This window comes from Luteitalea sp. (genome assembly GCA_009377605.1).
In the GTDB taxonomy this organism is placed as follows: Bacteria; Acidobacteriota; Vicinamibacteria; order Vicinamibacterales; family Vicinamibacteraceae; genus WHTT01.
Map to the genome: position 1 here is coordinate 12,775 of WHTT01000076.1, position 19,315 is coordinate 32,089.

The 19,315-nt window shown below is 64.2% G+C and carries 11 protein-coding genes and 1 pseudogene; 3 read left to right on the top strand and 9 right to left on the bottom strand.

Features of this window, described 5'->3' with window-relative positions; translation table 11 throughout:
* Positions 1 to 175: 175 nt before the first annotated feature.
* From GEV06_21410 to GEV06_21420, 3 genes are read left to right on the top strand one after another with little or no spacing between them, the layout of a single operon-like run.
* Positions 176 to 1,528, top strand: a complete 1,353-nt coding sequence (locus GEV06_21410) for a hypothetical protein (protein ID MPZ20446.1) — start codon at positions 176 to 178, stop codon at positions 1,526 to 1,528.
* A gap of 39 nt (positions 1,529 to 1,567) precedes the next feature.
* Entirely contained in the window at positions 1,568 to 2,758 is a 1,191-nt protein-coding gene (locus GEV06_21415) for a glycosyltransferase (GenBank protein ID MPZ20447.1), read from the top strand.
* On the top strand, positions 2,680 to 3,927 hold the full coding sequence (locus tag GEV06_21420) for a glycosyltransferase (GenBank protein MPZ20448.1): 1,248 nt from the start codon (positions 2,680 to 2,682) through the stop codon (positions 3,925 to 3,927). The genes GEV06_21415 and GEV06_21420 overlap by 79 nt, the downstream gene beginning before the upstream one ends.
* Here GEV06_21420 and GEV06_21425 read toward each other — a convergent pair.
* The 9 genes and pseudogenes from GEV06_21425 to GEV06_21465 form a co-directional block, all read right to left on the bottom strand.
* Positions 3,917 to 5,620: a glycosyltransferase gene (locus GEV06_21425; protein ID MPZ20449.1), complete on the bottom strand. Its 1,704-nt coding sequence runs from the start codon at positions 5,618 to 5,620 to the stop codon at positions 3,917 to 3,919. The genes GEV06_21420 and GEV06_21425 overlap by 11 nt on opposite strands.
* A gap of 1 nt (position 5,621) precedes the next feature.
* Positions 5,622 to 7,175 carry an oligosaccharide flippase family protein gene (locus GEV06_21430; protein ID MPZ20450.1) on the bottom strand — a complete coding sequence of 518 codons (1,554 nt, stop codon included), beginning with the start codon at positions 7,173 to 7,175 and terminating at the stop codon, positions 5,622 to 5,624.
* A gap of 145 nt (positions 7,176 to 7,320) precedes the next feature.
* Positions 7,321 to 8,505 carry an aminotransferase class I/II-fold pyridoxal phosphate-dependent enzyme gene (locus tag GEV06_21435; protein MPZ20451.1) on the bottom strand — a complete coding sequence of 395 codons (1,185 nt, stop codon included), beginning with the start codon at positions 8,503 to 8,505 and terminating at the stop codon, positions 7,321 to 7,323.
* A gap of 2 nt (positions 8,506 to 8,507) precedes the next feature.
* Entirely contained in the window at positions 8,508 to 9,233 is a 726-nt protein-coding gene (locus tag GEV06_21440; GenBank protein MPZ20452.1) for an N-acetyltransferase, read from the bottom strand.
* Between the two features lie 15 nt (positions 9,234 to 9,248).
* Positions 9,249 to 10,286: a gfo/Idh/MocA family oxidoreductase gene (locus GEV06_21445; protein MPZ20453.1), complete on the bottom strand. Its 1,038-nt coding sequence runs from the start codon at positions 10,284 to 10,286 to the stop codon at positions 9,249 to 9,251.
* Complete coding sequence (locus GEV06_21450; GenBank protein ID MPZ20454.1) at positions 10,283 to 10,801, bottom strand: N-acetyltransferase; 519 nt, start codon at positions 10,799 to 10,801, stop codon at positions 10,283 to 10,285. The genes GEV06_21445 and GEV06_21450 overlap by 4 nt, the downstream gene beginning before the upstream one ends.
* 55 nt (positions 10,802 to 10,856) lie before the next feature.
* Entirely contained in the window at positions 10,857 to 16,979 is a 6,123-nt protein-coding gene (locus tag GEV06_21455) for a DUF4082 domain-containing protein (GenBank protein MPZ20455.1), read from the bottom strand.
* 351 nt (positions 16,980 to 17,330) lie between these two features.
* A pseudogene (locus tag GEV06_21460) lies at positions 17,331 to 18,644 on the bottom strand (transposase).
* 432 nt (positions 18,645 to 19,076) lie between these two features.
* A partial coding sequence (locus tag GEV06_21465; protein ID MPZ20456.1) for a HigA family addiction module antidote protein occupies positions 19,077 to 19,315 on the bottom strand: 239 nt, incomplete at its 5' end.

Genomic DNA, 19,315 nt, shown 5'->3' on the forward strand with positions numbered 1-19,315 from the left:
GCGTTACGGTAACAAATGGACCTGTGCGCGTGTACGGGACGCCCCCATTAGAACGACCGTTTGGCGCGTGTTTTGCCCTTGTGGCGTGCTGCTGGAATACATCCAAGGAAGGTCTCGACCTACCATGAGGCACGCCGCCGACGAACTAGGCACTTACGCTTCCAAGGGGAATACGATGACAATGCGCTTCCGCTCCAAGGTGATCTTTCTGGTTTGCTCCGGATTTCTTCTTGGAGCCGCGCAAACCTCTCTTGCACAGTGCGACCAGACGCTTGGCCCGGGCGACAATGTCGCGTCGGCCGCGTCGAATGCAGGGACCGGCGCCACCATCTGCCTGAGCAGCGGCGATTATGGCTCGGTGGACTTCTCGGATATCCGCCGTTCAGGCTTCGTGACGCTCAGGTCTGCGAAGGGTGTAGAGGCCCGGATGAGTCCGAAGGTCAGCGGCTCGCGCTTCATCCGGTTCCAGAGCATGACGATTGCCGGTTCGACGGTGAACAATTGCAGTCTGAACATTGAATTCCTGAATACTCCCTTTGTGGCCAATGCCAGTGGCCTTCTCTTCGACGCCTCATCGTGTCCGACGAGCACGCATAACTACCTCGTCGATGGCGCCACGTTCGATGAGGTTGGCCAGGCCCTCTACAACGGTCGCTTGAATTGCCGTGATTGCAATGGTGCAATTGTCCGCAACAGCACCTTCAGCGGCATCAGTGGTAGATCTAATGCCGACGGCATTCAGACCCAGGGGAATACTCAAAACTTCACGATTGGTCCAGGGAACCGCTTTACCAACATCCTACAGGCTGAGTGCCCGAACAGTCATTGCGATTCTATTCAGCTCCAGTGGGGCGGTACCACACTCATCACAGGCAACATGTTCGACAACAGCGATGTGTTCATCATGTCGCCTGACGGGTGCAACGATGTTACCGTGGAGAACAACGTATTCAACGGGACCGGCCTTGGCTACGAGTTCAAGCTGCAGTTCGGCTCTTGTGCAAGTCCTACAATCCGACACAACACATTCGTCGATGCTGGTGTTGCCATCGACAGCAAGCCTGATCGCCGTGCGAGCTCCAACGCAATAGCCGAGAACAACGTCCTCATCGGATTCAGCAACTTCAAGACTAGCGGTGGCGAGGGCTGCACGAACTGCAAGTTCCAGTCCAACCTCTTCGATGATTCCAGTGATGGCCGCGGGACGTACGTGACGGGCACACCGACATTCGTGGGCGGGTCGTTGCCCACGACCTGGGCGGGCTGGCGGCTCGCCAGCGGCTCGGTCGGGGTAAAGGCGGCCAGCGACGGAAAGGACATGGGGACCAACTACTACGGCTCCGGCGAACCTGCACCGTCCGAGCCGCCACCAGCGCCCACGCCGACCCCCACGCCCACGCCGGACCCGACCCCCACGCCGGACCCGCCCCCGACGCCGGACCCGCCCCCGACCCCGGACCCGCCCCCGACCCCGACGCCCACGCCAACGGCGCCGGCGCCGCCAACGGGTCTACGCGTGATACGGTGAGACTGGCCGACGTCGACGGCGAGCACGCGCCAACGTGGAATGCACGAGCATTTCCGAGTCCTCTATAGCTTCCCGCACAAGCTTGGCGCAGACAGAATCTGCACAACTGCCTGGTATCAGGTCCACGGCCTGATCCAGGCAGGTGCAGATGTTGTCGTCTTTCCGGGAGCTCTCAGCAGGCCTCTTCTGCACGAAGCGACCGTGCGGCCCACTCTAGCGAAGGGACGCCTCCGCATCCCCTACCGGGCCCTCGGGAGCATGCGCGCCTTCGCGCTGCACGATTACATCGTCGCTCGCCGGCTCGAGCGATTGCGTGGCAAGATCGATATCGTGCATACCTGGCCGCTTGGAGCGCTGCGCACACTGCAAACTGCCGCGCGGCTCGGGATCGCCACCGTGCTCGAGCGACCAAACGCGCACACTCGATTCGCGTACGAGGTCGTGCGGAAAGAATGCGAGCGCTTGGCCCTGACCCTCCCCGCGAACCATGAGCATGCATACAACGAGCAGGTGCTCGCCAAGGAAGAGGCTGAATACCAGCTCGCCACTCGCTTGCTGTGCCCATCGGACTTCGTCGCGCGAACCTTCCTGGAGCTAGGATTTCCCGAGGAGAAGCTCGCGCGACACCAGTACGGCTTCGACGAGCGCGTCTACTATCCCTCTCACGACCGCGCTCGTGACAAGACCGGTCTGACAATGCTCTTCGTTGGCGGGTGCGCCCCGCGCAAGGGACTTCACTACGCCCTCGAGGCGTGGGTGGGCTCGACGGCGTCACGCGAGGGAGAATTCCTCATTGCCGGGGCATTCGTCCCAGGATATGCGGAAAAACTCGCAACGATGCTCTCCCACCCAAGCGTTCAGGTCTTGGGCCATCGCACCGATGTTCCCGAGCTCATGAGGAAGAGCGACATTCTCGTCCTCCCCACCGCGGAGGAAGGCAGCGCATTGGTCACTTCCGAGGCTCGCGGCAGCGGCTGCGTCTTGTTGGTGTCGGAGGCAGCAGGGGCGATTTGTCAACATATGGAGAACGCCCTCGTGCACAGGGTTGGCGACGTTGCGGCACTGACCGATCACATCAAGCTGTTGGACGCCAATCGCCCACTGCTGCAGGAGCTGCGAGCGGCCAGCCTTCGCACCGTTCCCGAGATCACATGGACCGCAGCGGCACAACACTTGCTGCGGGCGTATCGGGAAGCCGTCGTCTCACACGCGGACAGGGCACCCGTATGAAGGGCCGCCCGCGAATCCTCTTTCTCAGTCATTCTGCCTCCAGGAACGGCGCTTCGCTACTGCTACTACAGTTTCTCCAATGGCTCCGTGGGAAAGTGGACTGGGATATCACCGTTCTCGTGGCTGGACGGGGCCCACTCGTAGCCGACTTCCGATCGGTCGGCAAGACACATGTCCTCAGAAACACTGACTCGCTATTGGCCGGGTTGCCAAAAGGATGGAGAGTCGCACTTGAACCGCGTCTCAAGGCTTGGTATACGAAAGCGCTATTGGCTGGCCGTCGCTTCGATCTCATCTACGCGAACACCGTCTCCGCATGGCCGCATGTTCGTGCGCTGAAAGGGCAGGCGCCTGCTCTCCTCTGGCATGTCCACGAGCTCGGTTATGCACTGAGCATCGAGATTCCGGCCCAGCGGGCGCGCGAGCTCTTCCGTGAGGCCACGGCGTTCGTCGCCGTCTCCCAACCGGTACGAGACACCTTGACGCGCGACTACGACGTGCCTCCCCAGAAGGTAAACCTTGTCCACGAGTTCGTCCCGCTGCCTGACCTCACGTCAGAACAGAGGGCCACCAGAGGCAGGCGTGTCCACGAGGCGTTGGGCTGGCCCCCCGGCACGTTCGTCGTGGGTGGTTGCGGTAGCATGGGGTGGAGAAAAGGCACAGACCTCTTTCTCCAGATTGCAAAGCGCGTAGCCGCGGCTGGCGGTTACGATCGCGTGCGCTTCTTGTGGGTCGGAGGCAGCTCCGGCGGCAAGGACACACTTGAATTCGACCATGATCGCCGCGCGTTGGGACTCGACGGGCGCTGCGCTCGCGTGGCGGCTGCGACCGATGTTCTCGACTACTACTGCGCGATGGATGTCTTTGCTCTGACTTCTCGCGAGGATCCTTTTCCGTTGGTCATGCTGGAGGCTGGCGCCAATGGTGTGCCCGTTGTGTGCTTTGCCGGCTCGGGCGGAGGCCCAGAGTTCGTCGAATCCGACTCGGGTCTGGTCGCGCCCTGCCAGGACGTAGCCGCGTTTGCCAATCATCTATGCAAGCTGCACGACGAGCCGGACCTGCGTGAAGCGTTGGGCGCACGCGCTCTGAGCAAGGTTCGAGCGAATTACAGCACAGAGGTCCAAGCGCCCAAACTGACGCAGACCATCGAACGCTATCTCAACGAATGATCTTGCGAATGTGCCGGGCGACCGGACCAAGAACGGTCAGGGCCAGAAGCCGCCATGGTGCACGCCGGGACGGATGCTGTCGCACGGCACACCAGGCCAACCGCCGAGCGCCTGCATAGTTACCGACTTCCTTTGCGACGAACGCGCTGTGACAAAGCAACGCGTGACGGTCATCATCCGAGCTCGGGGGGCTGTACGTCTTTCCGTCGCCGACGACGTGCCACATGCTCAAGCCGACGTCAGCGGCCGTCGTTCTGGAGGAAGACACGGGGATCGCCTGCGGCTGATGTGTCCCGTGATCGGTCTGGCGGTAGACCTGAGCCAACCGCGCCTGCCAACCTTCCCCGATGTGCTCCGCTAGAAGACACGCTCGCAGCCGATCGCCCAGCTCCAACCGTCTGTCTGCGCTTCGCACCAGCTCGTCGACACGGTCGATGTACTCCTCCTCGCTGCCTGGATTCTTCACCTGTTCTTGCACCGCGTCGTCATTGGCCACGAGAAGGGGGAACAACGGCGCGTAGGCCCGTACGACAGGGAGCGCGCTGAGGGCCGCCTCCAGCAGCGCCGTTTGCGAACCGAACGGAAAGCTCTCCAGATAGACGTCAGCGGCTGCCCGGTACGTCGAGGGATCTTCGACGCTTCCGACGAAGTGGAGACGCTCGTGCACAGCACAACGCAGGCGAGGAGTGATTCCTGCAAGTGATTCGCCCACCACGTACAAATGCGCGCGCGGCGCCCGCTCGAGGATCCGCCCTGCTGTCGCAACGAAGTCGTGCGCGCCACAGGGCCAGTACTTCTCTGCGCGACCAACGCTCAAGAGCACAACCTGGTCTTCCGGGATCCCCAGGACGCACCGCGCATGGCGTCGTGTGATCCGCCGGGCCGGTTCGGAGAGGGGAACCGGAAGGACGACGTTCGACGCCACGAATCGGCGGCTCGAGGCATGCTCGGCACCGGCCGTCCGGAGACTGATCACGACGTCCGACACGGAGCCCCCCAACCAGAAGAGATGATCAGCATGATTGACCAGCGCTACCGGCGGCCCCTCGCATCGAGCGAACGCCACGATTGGCACCACGTCGAACGGATCGTGGTGCAGGACCACGACGTCCGCAGCGCGTTTCGCTCCCTCTCTCAGCCACGCTGCTTTCTGTCGGATACGCCATGCATCCGGGAAGGCCGTTACGTTACCGCCGTTGTCTCGAACCGCGTCGGCCAGCCAATGCGGGATCGGACCACCCTGCTGATTGGTCACCGCAACCGAATGGCAGGAGCTCTGATCATGCCTTACCCAGTGGTGAAGCATTCGTGTGTGTCCGCCGAGCGTGTTGACGTGGGATGCCACATGGAGCACGCGGCGTCGCCCCTCGCTGCGGAGGGCCGGAAGCGGCAGCCCCCCATCCGAAACGCACTCACCCAGCTCGGTCCCGATGGCGAACGCCACATTCTCGATTGCGCCATCGGCAAACCGCCCCGGGTGAAACATCACCGCAAACCGCGCGGCAGAGGCGACCGCCTGCAGCACGCCGTCGGCGTCCCCCTGCCGGCTCGGAGCCTGGAGTCTCTTGGCAAGCCATTCATAGGCGTCACCATTGGCCGCCAGAAACCCGGACCGCCCCTCGAGAGCGCTCGTCTCGGTCCGCTCCTCAACCGTCGCCCGTGAGCCCACATGTAACGAGGGACTCGCTTCCATATCACCTCACACGTGGAGAATCCGCCGGCACGAAGCCGACAGCGACGAGCAGCCGCGCTATCGGCTTCGGGATCTGATCCCAGGCAACGAGCGTCAGCAGCGCACGCAGGGACAGCACGCCACTGAGAACCGCTGCGACAATTCCAATGCCGCCCGCCAGGACGAGAGGTAGCACGAAGAAACCGCAGAATACCGCCGCCGTAACGGACAGGAACATCAGGCCGGTTCGCAGGTTCTCAGGCGACCATCGGAACCCGCTGAGCGTCCGCACGACCGAATAGATGAGCAACCCGTGAAAGACATACGAGGCAAAGAACGCGATCCCAGCGCCACTCAAGCCAAACCAGCCCACACACACCCACGTCAATCCTACGTTGACGATCGACCAGGCGAGCTCGCTCCAAAAGAAGATGTTCTGCCGGCCCTTGGCCAGTACGATGAATCCCATCGGCCAGCTGATCACCCGGAGCGCCACGCCGAGGCAGATCCAGCGCAGAACCTCCACGGCCCCGCTGAACTCGCTCGAGTAGAACAGGGCGAGAACCACCGGCGCCAGCGTGAGCGTGGCTAGCGCCCCCGGCCCGCCGAGCAACATGCCCACCCGCGCCTGTTCGTTGACCAGACGATTGCACGCGGCGTTGTCCCCAGCGCAGGCGGTCAGGCGCGGGTAGAAGTCTGCACCCATCGCCTGCAGGATGAATCCAACGTAGAGACCGCCAATCGCCCAGGCAGATTGATACAGGCCGGTTGCTTCGAACCCTATCCTGTGGAGGACAATGATGCGGACCGCGTAAGCGCTGCCCATCATCATCATGCCACTCGCCATGAATGCCGCGCCCAGTTTGAACAGTGCCGCGGCCTCCTGCACCACCTGCCCGAATGTCATTCGAGGCACATCGATACGGACACTCCGGCTATACCGCCAGGAGATCAACGCAGAAAGAGCAGCGACCGCCAGCAGCGACGGCACTATCCCCCGCTCTCGGAAGAAGTAAACCAGCAGAATGCTGCTCAACGTGCCGAGCAGGGCTCCCACCACCGTCATCGCCGCGAGATCCTTCACGCGGCGCATGCCTTGTATCAGGGCGCCCTGTCCCACCGATACCAGACGGAAGAACACGGCCACCGACAACAGCGCCAAGCCGAGAGCCTGCTGATCGCTGCCGAAGGTTACCTGTGAGATAGGCTTGGCAAACGCCACGAGCAGGCCCGCACCCAGGATCCCCAAGAGGATCGACGCTCGCCTGAGCACGACCACCGTGCGAGCAATCCGCTCTTGGTCGCCAGAGCCGACGGCCTCCGCGATCTGCCTGACGCCGCTGCTCTGCACGCCCATGCCAGCGACGCTCTGGGTCAAGTCGGCAACGGCGTTGTAAAGGCCCAACAAGCCGACGCCCGTCGGCCCGAGAAGGAGCGCCATGGCTTTCGCGCGCACGATGCGGAAGGCAAGGTTCACGGCAGTCGATCCCCCGATGAGAGCCGTCGACCGGAGGATCTGCCCATAGGTGTGCGTCTGAGAGGTACGCACCTCCGCCGCGTGCTGCGGAAGCGCCATGTTCGCAGCCGAGGCTGGCGTTGGGGACGATGATGAGACCATCTGCGACTGTATTGACTTCAGCGAAGAACTGTATCGGGATCGCAAGGCGATGCGACCGACTCCGTCGGGACCGTCAGGGCGTAGGGCCGGGCACTAGTGTGGGCTAGCGCTGGGCCGTGGCGTGCGCCACCGTCGGTTCCACCGCGGCCGCCAGGCCGTCGCAGATCTCCCGCAACTGCGGCGAGGTCATCCACGGCACCATCGGGAGGATGACGCCGCGCTGCTGCGCCCGTTCGCTGCGCGAGAGAACGGCTCGTGTCACCGCCGACTTGTAAGGCGGCTCCAGATGCGTGTTCATCACGCCGCGCCGCGTCGAGATGCCGTGGTCGAGCATCCGCTGCATCACTGTTCGCTGGTCGCACCATTCCGGGAGCTCGATGCAGTAGCTCTGCCAGTTCGTTCGCGCCCACGTGGGCTCCCGCGGCACGCCAATACCCTCAATTGTCGCCAGGCGCCCAGAGTACTCCTCCGCGATGCGCCGCCGATCCGCGACAATCGACGGTAGCCGCGTGAGCTGCACGCGTCCGACGGCAGCCTGCATGTCCGTCATCCGGAAGTTGAAGCCGACCTCCGGGTAGCTCTCGAAGATCACTTCGTTGGCGCCATGCCGCACCGTGTCCGGCACGCTCATCGAGTGTTGCCGCCACAGACGGCACTTTCGATCGATCTCCGGGTCGGCGGTCGTGATCATTCCACCATCACCGGTGGTGATCACCTTCCGCGGGTGAAAGGAGAAGCAGGCGACGTCACCGTGAGGCCTGCCGATCTTCTCCCATCGGCCTGCCCAGAAGATCTCGCTGCCGATGGCGCACGCCGCGTCTTCGATGACGGGGATCCCCCAACGACGGCCAATCTCGACGATGCGCGAGAGATCGCACGGCATGCCGAGCTGATGCACACAGAGAATGGCCTTCGTCCGCGAGCCGAGCACCGGCTCGACGAGCGCTGGATCCATGTTGTACCCGCCCGCCTCGATGTCCACGAAGACCGGCGTCGCGCCGCAGTGCCGGATGGCATTCGCCGTGGCGACAAACGAATGGCTGACCGTCACCACCTCGTCGCCAGCACCCACACCAACTGCCATGAGCGCCAAGTGCAGCGCGGTGGTACAGCTGGACACCGCACACGCATACGGCGCCCCCACGTGCTCGGCGAACTCGCGCTCGAACGCTGCCACCTCCGGTCCTTGTGTCACCCAGCCGGAGAGGATCACCCGCCGGAGCGCCTCCACTTCCAACGTATCGAGAACCGGCTTCGCCACCGGAATCCGCTGTATCGTTTGCTGCACGGCTACCCTTGTCCTGTCTTCATATTCTGCGGGAGCGCGGACGTCACGTCAGGCGTTCCTTCTCTCCACCGCATGAACCGCGCCGGCACACCGGCGACGATGGCAAACGGGTCCACATCGCGCGACACCACGGCGCCGGCACCAACGATGGCGCCGCGACCGATGGTGACGCCCGGAAGAACCGTCGCGTTGGTGCCGATGTCGGCCCAGGCGCCGATCCGCACCGGTTTGACCTCCAGATCCGTCTGGACGATGGGAACGTCCGCGGGAAGGCCGGTATGTGCGGAGCCGAGCACCTTGGCACCGGGACCCCAGCCCACATAGTCTTCAATCACGAGATCGCGCGCGTCGAAATACGCCTGGGGCCCGATCCAGACATGGCTGCCGATCACGGTCGTGCCGTCGAAGCGGCCCTGGATGTACGCCTGCGCGCCAACGAACACGCCGTCGCCGAGCTCGAACGTCTCGAGGTGCTTGAAACCGACGCCGCTCGCCACCTGCAGCCCGTGGCCGCAGCGCCGGGCTGCGGCCCGCCAGATGCAGCGCCGCATCAGGAGATCCACCGGCCCCTCGCCCATCGCGAAGCGCCCGTAGAGCTCTACCAGGCCAGCCACGTCATATGACGACTTCAGCGACTCGGACAGGCCGATCTCGAACGGCGGATCCGGCCGGGTCTGGCGAAGACCATGTACCGCTCGAACGATCCGGCTGGAACGAGGTTCACTCAAGAGTCATTCTCCTGCTCACGCCACGCATTGTCTGGACTCGAGCGGGATGACGCGCCCACTGCGTGCGAGCGACTCGGTGGCCGCCTCGAGAATCTGCACCACGCGAAGCCCGGCGCGCCCGTCGGCAATTGGCGTCTGGCGCTGATCGATGCACGCGACGAACTCGCGCAGCTCGATGCCGAGCGCCTCCGACATGTCGAGCTTCGGCGCCCACATATCGCCCGTCCGGTACCCCACACGCATCTGGTAGATCTTCTCGCCGTTCTGTTCCGGGTTGCCGTTGAGCGTAATGCCCTTGTCGTATACCTTGATCTTCTCGCTCGGTTCCAGGTCGTCGTAGACCACCATCTTGCGGCTGCCTCCCACGAGTGTCCGCCGCACCTTCACCGGCGCCAGCCAGTTCACGTGGATGTGCGCGATGAGATTGTTCGCGAACTGAAGGCTCAAGTAGGCGATGTTCTCCGGCTCCCCCTCCACGTGGCTGACGCCAGTGGCCGAGACCGCGACCGGCTTGGCAGGCAGGATGTAGTCCATGATCGATAAATCGTGAACGGCGAGGTCCCAGAGCACGCTCACGTCGTGCTGAAAGAGCCCCAGGTTCACGCGAACCGAATCGTAGTAGTAGATATCACCCAGCCCATCGTCCACCAGCTCGCGCATCTTGCGTACCGCACCGGTGTGCACGAACGTGTGATCGACCGCGAGGACCAGCCCCTGGCGGTCGGCCTCGTCGACCAGCATCAACGCTTCCTCGGTTGTCGGAGCGAGGGGCTTTTCGACGAACACGTGCCTCCTGGCCCGCAGCGCACGCATCGCAAGCTCGAAATGACTCGACACCGGCGTGGCAATCACGACGGCATCGACGCGCGCGTCACCCAGCACCGCGCTGAAATCCGCGGTGGTCTCCACGGCGGGATAGCGCTTTTGGACCTCGACCAACCGCTCGCTCCTGAGGTCGCACACCGAGATCAGCCGGACCCCCGGCGCGTCCCACAGGTTTCGAACGAGATTCGGGCCCCAGTAGCCGTACCCGACGACAGCAACACCAATCATTTCGTGCTCCCTGAAGAGGCCGGAACGAGCTCATCCATCGCCGGCGCGTCCTTTGCGCGGCCGACGACTTTGCCCGGCACACCGATAACGACTGCGTAATCTGGAACGTCCCGCGTGACCACGGCACCGGCGCCGACGAGCGCGCCTTCGCCAATGGTCACACCGGCGAGAATCGTCGCGTTGCTGCCGATGGACGCACGACGCTTCACGCGCGTGTCCACGACAGTCCAATCCGCATCTGTTTGCAAGCTGCCGTCCTCGCTCACGGCACGTGGATGGAGGTCATTGGTGAACATCACGCCGTGTCCGATGAACACGCCCTCCTCGAGGGTCACCCCCTCGCAGATGAAGCTGTGGCTCGAAATCTTGCAGCTCCTGCCGATGACCGCATTTCGCTGGATCTCGACGAACGTGCCGATGCGCGAATGAGCGCCGATCCGGCAACCGTAAAGGTTGACCAGATCGGGATGATGAATGACGACGTTTTCCTCGAGCGTGACACTGGACGCGATCATTGATGCGATGGTCCTCTTGTCTTGGCGTTATCCGTCCGTCCCGTCGCGCAGGCCATCAAGGCGTTGCCTCGACGAACACCACGTCGACCCAGTAATTGGAGCTATTGAACGTCTGTGTCGGAAACGTGCTCGGGCCGTACTGATAGACGCCGTTTCCACCGGACACGCCGTTCGCAAGCGCCTCGAGCGCTTCGCTCCCGGCCCCAGACGAGGCGAAGTATCCGACGTCGACGGCATACCGACCATTGGGAGCGTGGTACGACGCCAGGTACACCGTGTTGGCGGTGACCGGCACCGGCGTGTCGAACATCATCTGCTGCCAGCCGCTACTCGTCTCGTCCGTGAACGTCACGGTCGCCAGCGGAACACCGCTCGCGCTCCACAGGGTTCCGATGTGGACGCCGGTATTCAGCGGCCCCTTGTAGAAGCGAATGCCCGTGATGACACCGTCGACGGTGGTCCGGAACTTGACGCCGAGCTCCACGGCGTCCGTGTCGGGGTCTGAAGCCGTTCCCGGAACGGTGGACTCCGGCCAGATCGTGCACGGGCAGTCCAGCGACGGCGGCGCAGTCGTCGTGAAGCTCGCCGGCGTGGACGGCGCCGAGCTCGGGTTGTTCGCGGCATCCACGGAGGTCACACGGAAGTAGTACGTGACGCCGCTCGAGAGGCCCGTCAGCGTCACCTCGTGCGATGAGGTCAGGCCCGGTGTGGATGCCGACAAGCTCAGATCGCCTGGCGACGTGCCGTAGTCGACTCGTGATGTGGCCAGTTCGTTGGTGGCCCAGGTGATCGTCGCGGTGGTATTCGTCGGGCTGGCGGCAATCCCGCTAATCACCGGCGGCGTGCTATCCGTTCCGTAGCTGGCCTGATAGTTCCCCTGCAGCGCAGCGAACATCGCATACGCGACGCCCTTGATCGTCTCGACGCGATAGGTCACCGGCGACCCGTTCCGCGACAGCCCGGTGAGGGACGCCGTACCGAACGTGATCGGCAGCATTGCCTCGATACCGTTTGCACCGCTGCCCACGCTGACCGAGAAGCTGAGCGTGCCGCCACTCCAATTGAGGTCCCCAAACGAGGATTCGTTGCGGCCGTCGAGCCAGGTGAGCAACTGCTCCGCCGAGATGATTGGCACCGAGCGAGCCAGCGCGGAGGCCACGATTGCGTCCGAGCCGGTGTGCTGCACCGTGTCGGTGTGCATGTTGGTAACGAAGAAGCCGTAGTAGCCTTGGGGCCCAATGGCTCGATCGAGCAGCGTGTCGATGGTGAACGGCCAGGACTGGTCCGACTCGTCGGTGAGCTGCGTCGCCGCCTGGTACACGTCCACCACCGCCCCGTTGGCGCTGGCGAACCGCATTGGCATGCCCGAGCCGGTCATGAACCCCGGGCGATCCTGCACCCAGGACGCAGGCCAGTAGTAATAGTTCGTGTCGAGCCGTATGCCGTGGTCGAGCGCGACCTGCGGCTGCGTGTCGTAGTCGCTGAACGCGATACAGTGCGTCCGGTTCGTCGTTGGCGCGGGGAGGCTCGGAAATAGCTGCGAGAACTGTGCGATGTCGTTCGTGTAGTTCGACTGCAGCGACTGAGGCGTGTAGTCGCTGCACCCTGTCGTGATGTGCACCGCAATCTCGAACCCGTCAGCCACATAGCTCGCCGCCTGCGCGTTGCTGATGGGCGTGTGCGGGTAGATGTACGACGTGCCCCGCACGCACTCCCAGCGGTCCAGGTTGCAGCCCGCAGGGCTGTTGTTCTTGTAGATATCGAATCGGCCTGCGGTGCCGTTGTTGGCATGGTCGTCGCCCGTCATCACCACGGCCGCCTTTTCGCCGCGCGGGAAGTACCAGAACCGCGGCAGCGGCTTCCGGCCGATGTTCATGTGGTTGATCAAGTTGGCCAGCAAGCGCTGCTGCTCATCCGCCTGAGGGATGGCGATCTTGTCGAAATCCACCCAATCGGGCTCGGCGCCGCCGAAGTAGAGGTCGTCCGATCGAATGGGCGGAAATCCATCACGCTCCTGGCCGGACCAGGCCGGGTTGCCCTGACGCGTGTAGATGATCGACTTCGCCAGATCGTAGGTGAAGGCCGCAGCCTCACCGCCGCTCCCACCCGCACTGTTGAGCGTCACAGCCGGATGGACGGTCGGCGTGCTCGCATCGGCGTAGAGCGTGGCAATCGTCGACGCACCGCTGACCGTATAGCGGTCCGCCACGCCGTGATATTGCATCGATGCCGCCGTGATGCCGGCGCCGGGAGGAACATTCGTGTCCACGGCAAGGTAGCCTTCCGGCAGGGTTCCGCCGGAGTCGCTCAGGCCGAGCAGCCCGGCCAGGCTCTTGGTTGGCCGCATCGCGATGAGATTCCCACCACCGTCCACCCAGTTGGTGAGCATCGTCACCTGGGCGCTAGTGAGCGGCATCTCACCGAGGATCACCACGTCGTGGGCAGCGAGCACGGTGGCCGACACCTGAGAGATGTCCATGGCCGTGAAAGCGTTGAGGCCTTCGGCGCGGAGAATCTCTGCGTAGTACCGGCTGAAGGGATTGCCGCTCCACCCAATCGCGAGGATTGGACCGCCCGGGCCTTCAGTCGGCGGTGGCGGCGGTGCGGCGGCCGTCGTGAAGCTCCACGTGAAGTCGGCCGCCATGGGATTCCCGGCAAGATCCTGCACACCGCCAACCCCGCCCACGACGCGGGCCGTATACGTGGTCTCGTACGCGAGCGGCGCGCTCGGTGTCAGCGTTGCCGTGCGAGCGCCTGCCGAATAGCTCACCGTTGCCGGCACGAGGACGTTCGATGCGTTGCGCAGCTCGAAGGTCGACTCGTTGACGGACGCCGCGTCCACGTTCTCGCTGAACGTTGCGGTGACCGCGGTCGTGATTGCGACCCCACTGGCGCCACTCGATGGACTGACGTCCGTCACCGCCGGCGGCGTCGTATCCGGCGCCAGCGAGGTCACGAAGACAACGTCAACCCAGTAGTTCGCGCTCTGAAAGGTCTGATTCGGGAAGCCGCTCGCGCCGTACTTGTAAACGCCGTTCGGGCCGTCCTGACCATCCTGCAGCGCATGGAGCGGAGCGTTGTCCACGCCGCCACTGGCGAAGTAGCCAAGGTCGCCCGTGTGGAAGCCGGAGCTCGTGTGATACGAGACGACGTAGCTGGTATTCGCCGAGATGGCGACCGGCGACGGCAGCGTGGCCTCCTGCCATCCGGATCCGCTCTCACCCGTGAAGCTCACCGACGCCAGCAGTGTCCCGCCCGCGGCCCAGAGATTGCCGGCGTGAGGACCGACGTTCTCTGGCGCCTTGTAGAAGCGAATCGCGGTGATGTACCCATCCTGGTCGGCCCGGAAACGTGTGCCCACCTCCACGGCGTTCGGATCGTTGGCCGCCCCGGACGCCGGCACCACGCTCGGATCCCAGATCGAGCAGGGGCACGTCGCAGTGGCGGGCTCCTCCGCCGTCGTGAAGCTCCACGTGAAGTCGGCCGCTAACGGGTTCCCCGCAAGATCCTCCACACCACCAGCCCCACCCACGACGCGGGCCGTGTACGTGGTCTCGTACGCGAGCGGTGCGCTCGGCATGAGCGTCGCCGTGCGGGTGCCTCCCGAATAGCTCACCGTTGCCGGCACGAGCACGTTCGATGCATCACGCAGCTGGAAGGTCGACCCGTTGACAGACGCCGCGGCGACGTTCTCGCTGAACGTCGCGGTGACGGTCGTGGTGATGGAGACAGCACTCGCGCCACTCGATGGACTGACGGCTGTCACCGACGGCGGTGTCGTATCCGGCGCGACCGAGGTCACAAAGACAACGTCAGCCCAGTAGCTCGCGCTCTGAAAGGTCTGATTCGGAAAGCCGCTCGCGCCGTACTTGTAAACCCCGTTGGGCCCGTCCTGACCATTCTGCAGCGCATGGAGCGGAGCGTTGTCCACGCCGCCACTGGCGAAGTAGCCAAGGTCGCCGTTATAGAAGCCAGAGCTCGTGTGGTACGACACGACGTAGCTGGTGTTCGCCGAGATGGCGACCGGCGACGCCAGCGTGGCTTCCTGCCACCCGGATCCGCTCTCGCCGGTAAAGCTCACCGATGCCAGCAGTGTCCCGCCCGCGGTCCAGAGATTGCCGATGTGAGGACCGACGTTCTCTGGGGCCTTGTAGAACCGAATCGCGGTGATGTACCCATTCTGGTCGGCCCGGAAACGTGTGCCCAGCTCCACGGCGTTCGGATCGTTGGCCGCTCCAGACGCCGGAACCACGCTCGGCGCCCAGATCGAGCAGGGACACGTCGCCGTTCCCGGGTCGGATCCCACCGTCACCGAGATGGGGGCTGACGGCTGCCCCAGATTGCCGCTGTCATCGACCGCTCGACTGACGATCGAAGCAACGCCAGGGCCTCCTGTCTGCCAGGCGTAGCTCCAGGTCTCCCCGCCAGTCGCAGCTCGCCAGCTCGCGGCGCCATCGACCGAGACCTCGACACCGCCCACGTTCCCGCCGCCGGAGTCGGCGGCAGTACCGGTGATGGTGACTGTCGTGTTCGCGGCAACATAGTCGTTGGCTGCCGGTGAGGTCACGGCCGACACGGGAGCGGCACTATCGGATGATGGGACAGCGGGCACCAGGCCGGGCTGCATCGTGCCGGGCTGCGCGCCCATGTCGGCGAACAGATTGAGCGTGGCCTGCTGCATCGCCAGGCTCGGTGGCGCGTTCCCCCCGTAGTGCGTGTCGTCCAGGCCCCAGGACCACTGCACGGTGCCGGCGCCGAAGACGAGCGCACCGCTCGGATGCTTGTAGAGCGTCAGCGCGTGATTGCCGGTGCCGGGGCCATAGGTGGATCCGTAGTCCTGGAGGTAATCGACGCCGGTGACGGTGGTGTTGGAAAGGCGAATTAGTCCCGGCGGGCGGAAGCCATTGTCACGGTCTTCGTCCCACTCGTAGCCGAGGGTGCCATCCGGCATGGTGGCGAACGCGCCGGGCGTCAGCTCCGCCACCGACGTGTTACGCCAGAAGCGGAGCTTGCCGAAGGCGGCCGGCACGCGGATGCCGGTCGTCCCGGAGTTCACCGCGAAGATCGTGCCGGTCAGAGCGTTCTCCGGATGCCCGCCGTCAGCCGGCGGGCTGAAGCGCGGATCGCGCCACGTGCCGGTCCAGATGTTGGACACCGGATCGATCTTGGCGTTGGCGTGCGTCTCCTTGTAACAGACCAGCGTGCGATAGGCCCCGGCGCCAGACGCAATGCTGTTCTCCCAGCGCGTCTTCCAGAACACCTCGTTGCCGCTGAAGAAGGCGAGGTGCACACCGGCGGCGCGCGCGTTCTCGACGTGCATGCGCTGCGCCGCCGACCAGTACTCGTCGTGACCCACGGACAGGAAGACCTTGTGCTCGAGGATCTCGGCGCCGCGGCGATCCGAGTCGATGCCCGTCGAGTAGCTGACGTCGTACCCGTTGGCTTCCAGCCATCGGACCATCGGGTACTCGGCGCCGAAGAGCCAATCTTCTGGCGAGGTACCGCGGGTCGTGAAGGGACGGTTGTAGCTCACCTTGTACGCGCGGCCGGCCGGGTTGCCGACATACAAGCTGTTGCCGCCGTACTGGTTGTACGCCTGCCACGTGGTGTCGGAGGTCTGGAACAGGAGATCCGATTGGCCGTCATCGTCACGTACGACGAAGACAATGTGACTACCGCCGCCCCCGCCGAGTCGTGTTGCCTTCGCGATGTAAATGCCCGACACGGCCGTCGCTGGCACGGACCATGAGCCCGTCACGCTCCAGTTCCCGCAGTCGACGAGGCCGGTGCTCTGTTCGACCAGGCAGTTCGGTTGGCTCCGGCGCAGCACTGGTCCGATGGTTGCGACCTTGCGTGCGCCCAAGCCACCGTAGTAGCCCAGTCGATAGATGTCCAGACGGAAGAGGAGAGCAGTCGTCTTGACCTTGAAACGAATCGTCTGCCCCTGATTGACGCTGATCTGCGTCGCGAACCCCTGAATCGCCGAATCGCCCGCGCCGCTCACATCCCACTCGCTTGCGGGATTTCCCGGCTTCGTGTTCTCGCAGAGAATGGGATTCGCGATCGGCGGATCGCAAGGGTCGCCCTGCTGCGCCCTTGGGGCATTCATCTCGCCCGCCCACAACACAGCGAGAGTCAGAGCTATCGCGAAACGCACGACTACATAAGCGCGCGGCATGTCCGTCCTCATTCGTCGCGGCGTCCGGCCCGTAATACTTCGACTTGCACCCAGACAGGAACAGGGAGGGGGCGTCTGGAAGACGCAGTGCTATCGAGCAAAGTCCTTGCCAGAGCGTGCGCCTACAGCTTTTCCAGCGCATTGGCGTTTGTTGTTGGGCTTTGTGGCTGAGATGGTGACAATTACCGCCCAGGAGCTGTCAAACATTCCCTGTCGGGGCAGACAGAGGTCTGCGTCGGAAGGTTTTACTGAGCGACCGCGGGGCCTAACTGCCTGTGGCTAAAGCCCCGCGATTCGCGGCGCGACGGGTAGCCACTCAAAACGATGACGCGCGGCCAACAACGGCGATTCATCGACGGAGCGCAGGTCACCGACGCCCCAGATGGCCTCGATGCGCGCCCACACGGCGATGAAGAGGGTCAGCGCGGCCGCGAGCCGGCCCTGCAAGCGCCGCGGCTTGCCGAGGCCGAGGCACTGACGCATCACGAGCCCCAAGTTGAAGCCGCCGCCATGAATCAGCAGGCGCTTCAAGATGTTGTCGTGTCCGCGCAGATGCGTGCGTCGCATCCCACCGGTGTCATAGAGATGCGCAAACGATCGTTCGGCGAGTTCCGCCCGTCGCCGCCGCAAACGTCCCGCGCGGGCGCCCCGCATACGGCGGCGATTCCCATAGACGGGGGCTTGCGCGTTCGGCGCGTCGGACCAATCGCGCCGGCCGCGGTCCGGCTCCGAGATGTACGACCGCAGGCCCACCGCAGCCAGACCGACCATCGTCTCGTTGCTGTGGTACCCCTTGTCGGCCACGATCTCGTGCAGTCCCTCCGCGTCCTCGGTGGCCGCGTGTGCGCTCTCGACCTGTTCGGCCGCCGCAATCGTCGTCTCGACCAGCGTCGTTGTGTCGCCCTGGTCTGCGTCCTGCAGGGTCACCGCGACCAGCGCGCCGCTGGCCAGATCGACCGCATGTTCGGCTTTGTGCGCCAGGTGCGTCCGGCCGTCCTTCATCTTCGCGACCTTCGCGTCGGGATCGGTGGGACTCCTCCAGTCCTTATTGGAGGTTTTCTTCTTCCGCTTGCGGTCAAACCGTGCCAGCACGTCTCGCGTCGGCGTCTTGATGCCGGAGGCCGCGGCGAGGCGGATCAGATACGCCTGATAGTCTTCGCCCGTATCCCGTCGCACGATACTCCGCATGGCCGCATTGGCTTCCAACGTGGTGGCGTCGATCGCGATCGTGCGGCCCTTCAAGAGGCCGGCGGCCACGAGGCGCTGCTGGACCCACGTAAAGACCGCCCGATGCGTGTCCACATCGATCAGCCGGCGGGTGCGCGAGATCGTCGAATGGTCCGGCGCAGCCTCCTCGAGTCCGAGTCGCACGAAGCTCCGCACCGCCAGCGAATCCGCCGCGCGCCACGCGATGCCGCGCTCCGAATCGATGCCTTCGAAGTACCCGACCAGCAACAGCCGGAAGTAGCGACCCGGCGCCAGACTCGGGCGGCCCAACACCGGCGCGTAAAAGGATCGACAGGCGTCTTCGACAAACGCGTCGAAGCCGTCGGCATCCAGCAACGCGTTCAATCGCGTGTAGAAGGGATGCCCCGGCGAGACCGGCAGATCAGACGCGGCGATCCACAACGGGGGTTGCTCGGGGTCGCGGGTGCCCATGGCCATGCGTCACAGTGTAAGGGCCGCGATCGATTGTGTCGATCCCTTCGGCGATCAAATGATGGTGGTCGGTCGACTTTCACCACAGGCAGTTAGGGGATACGTCCCTAGCAGACTCCGTAAGCCCGTCGGATTGGTGGCCTGGGGTGCGACGTACATCTGGGAGGCTATCGACATTTTCTGGAAACTGACCGACTTGGTCGCGCCGTCGGTCCTTCTTGGCCGCGTTTCTTTGCTTCTTGCCATTGCGACTCTCGACAAGCTCTGCGGCTGTGAGGAGCGGTCGTGAGGGAAGGCCGGAGGCTGAGGACGCTTTCCACACCATCTCTCTCTGCATGAGACGAACAACGAGAGCACCAGTGCCCGTGAGGATCGTAACGATAAACGCCGTAGTGTCGACAAGCGGACCTGTCGGCCGAGAAATCGACGCCAACGGCTTCACGGCGTCCGCGGTAGCGCCTTCACTCGTGGCCGCTGTCCCCTGGCTCGCAGGGCGTGCCACAGATCCCACTTCGCCTGGAGCGTCAGCCAGATCTGCGCGTCCCAGCGCGTGAGAGCCTCGAACAGGAGCGCCGTGTCGGCACTCACCCCGCGACGCCCCTTGACGATGGCATTGAGGCGCTGAAACGGGATGTTCATTCGCCGCGCCGCTTCAACCTGGGACACACCGAGCGGCT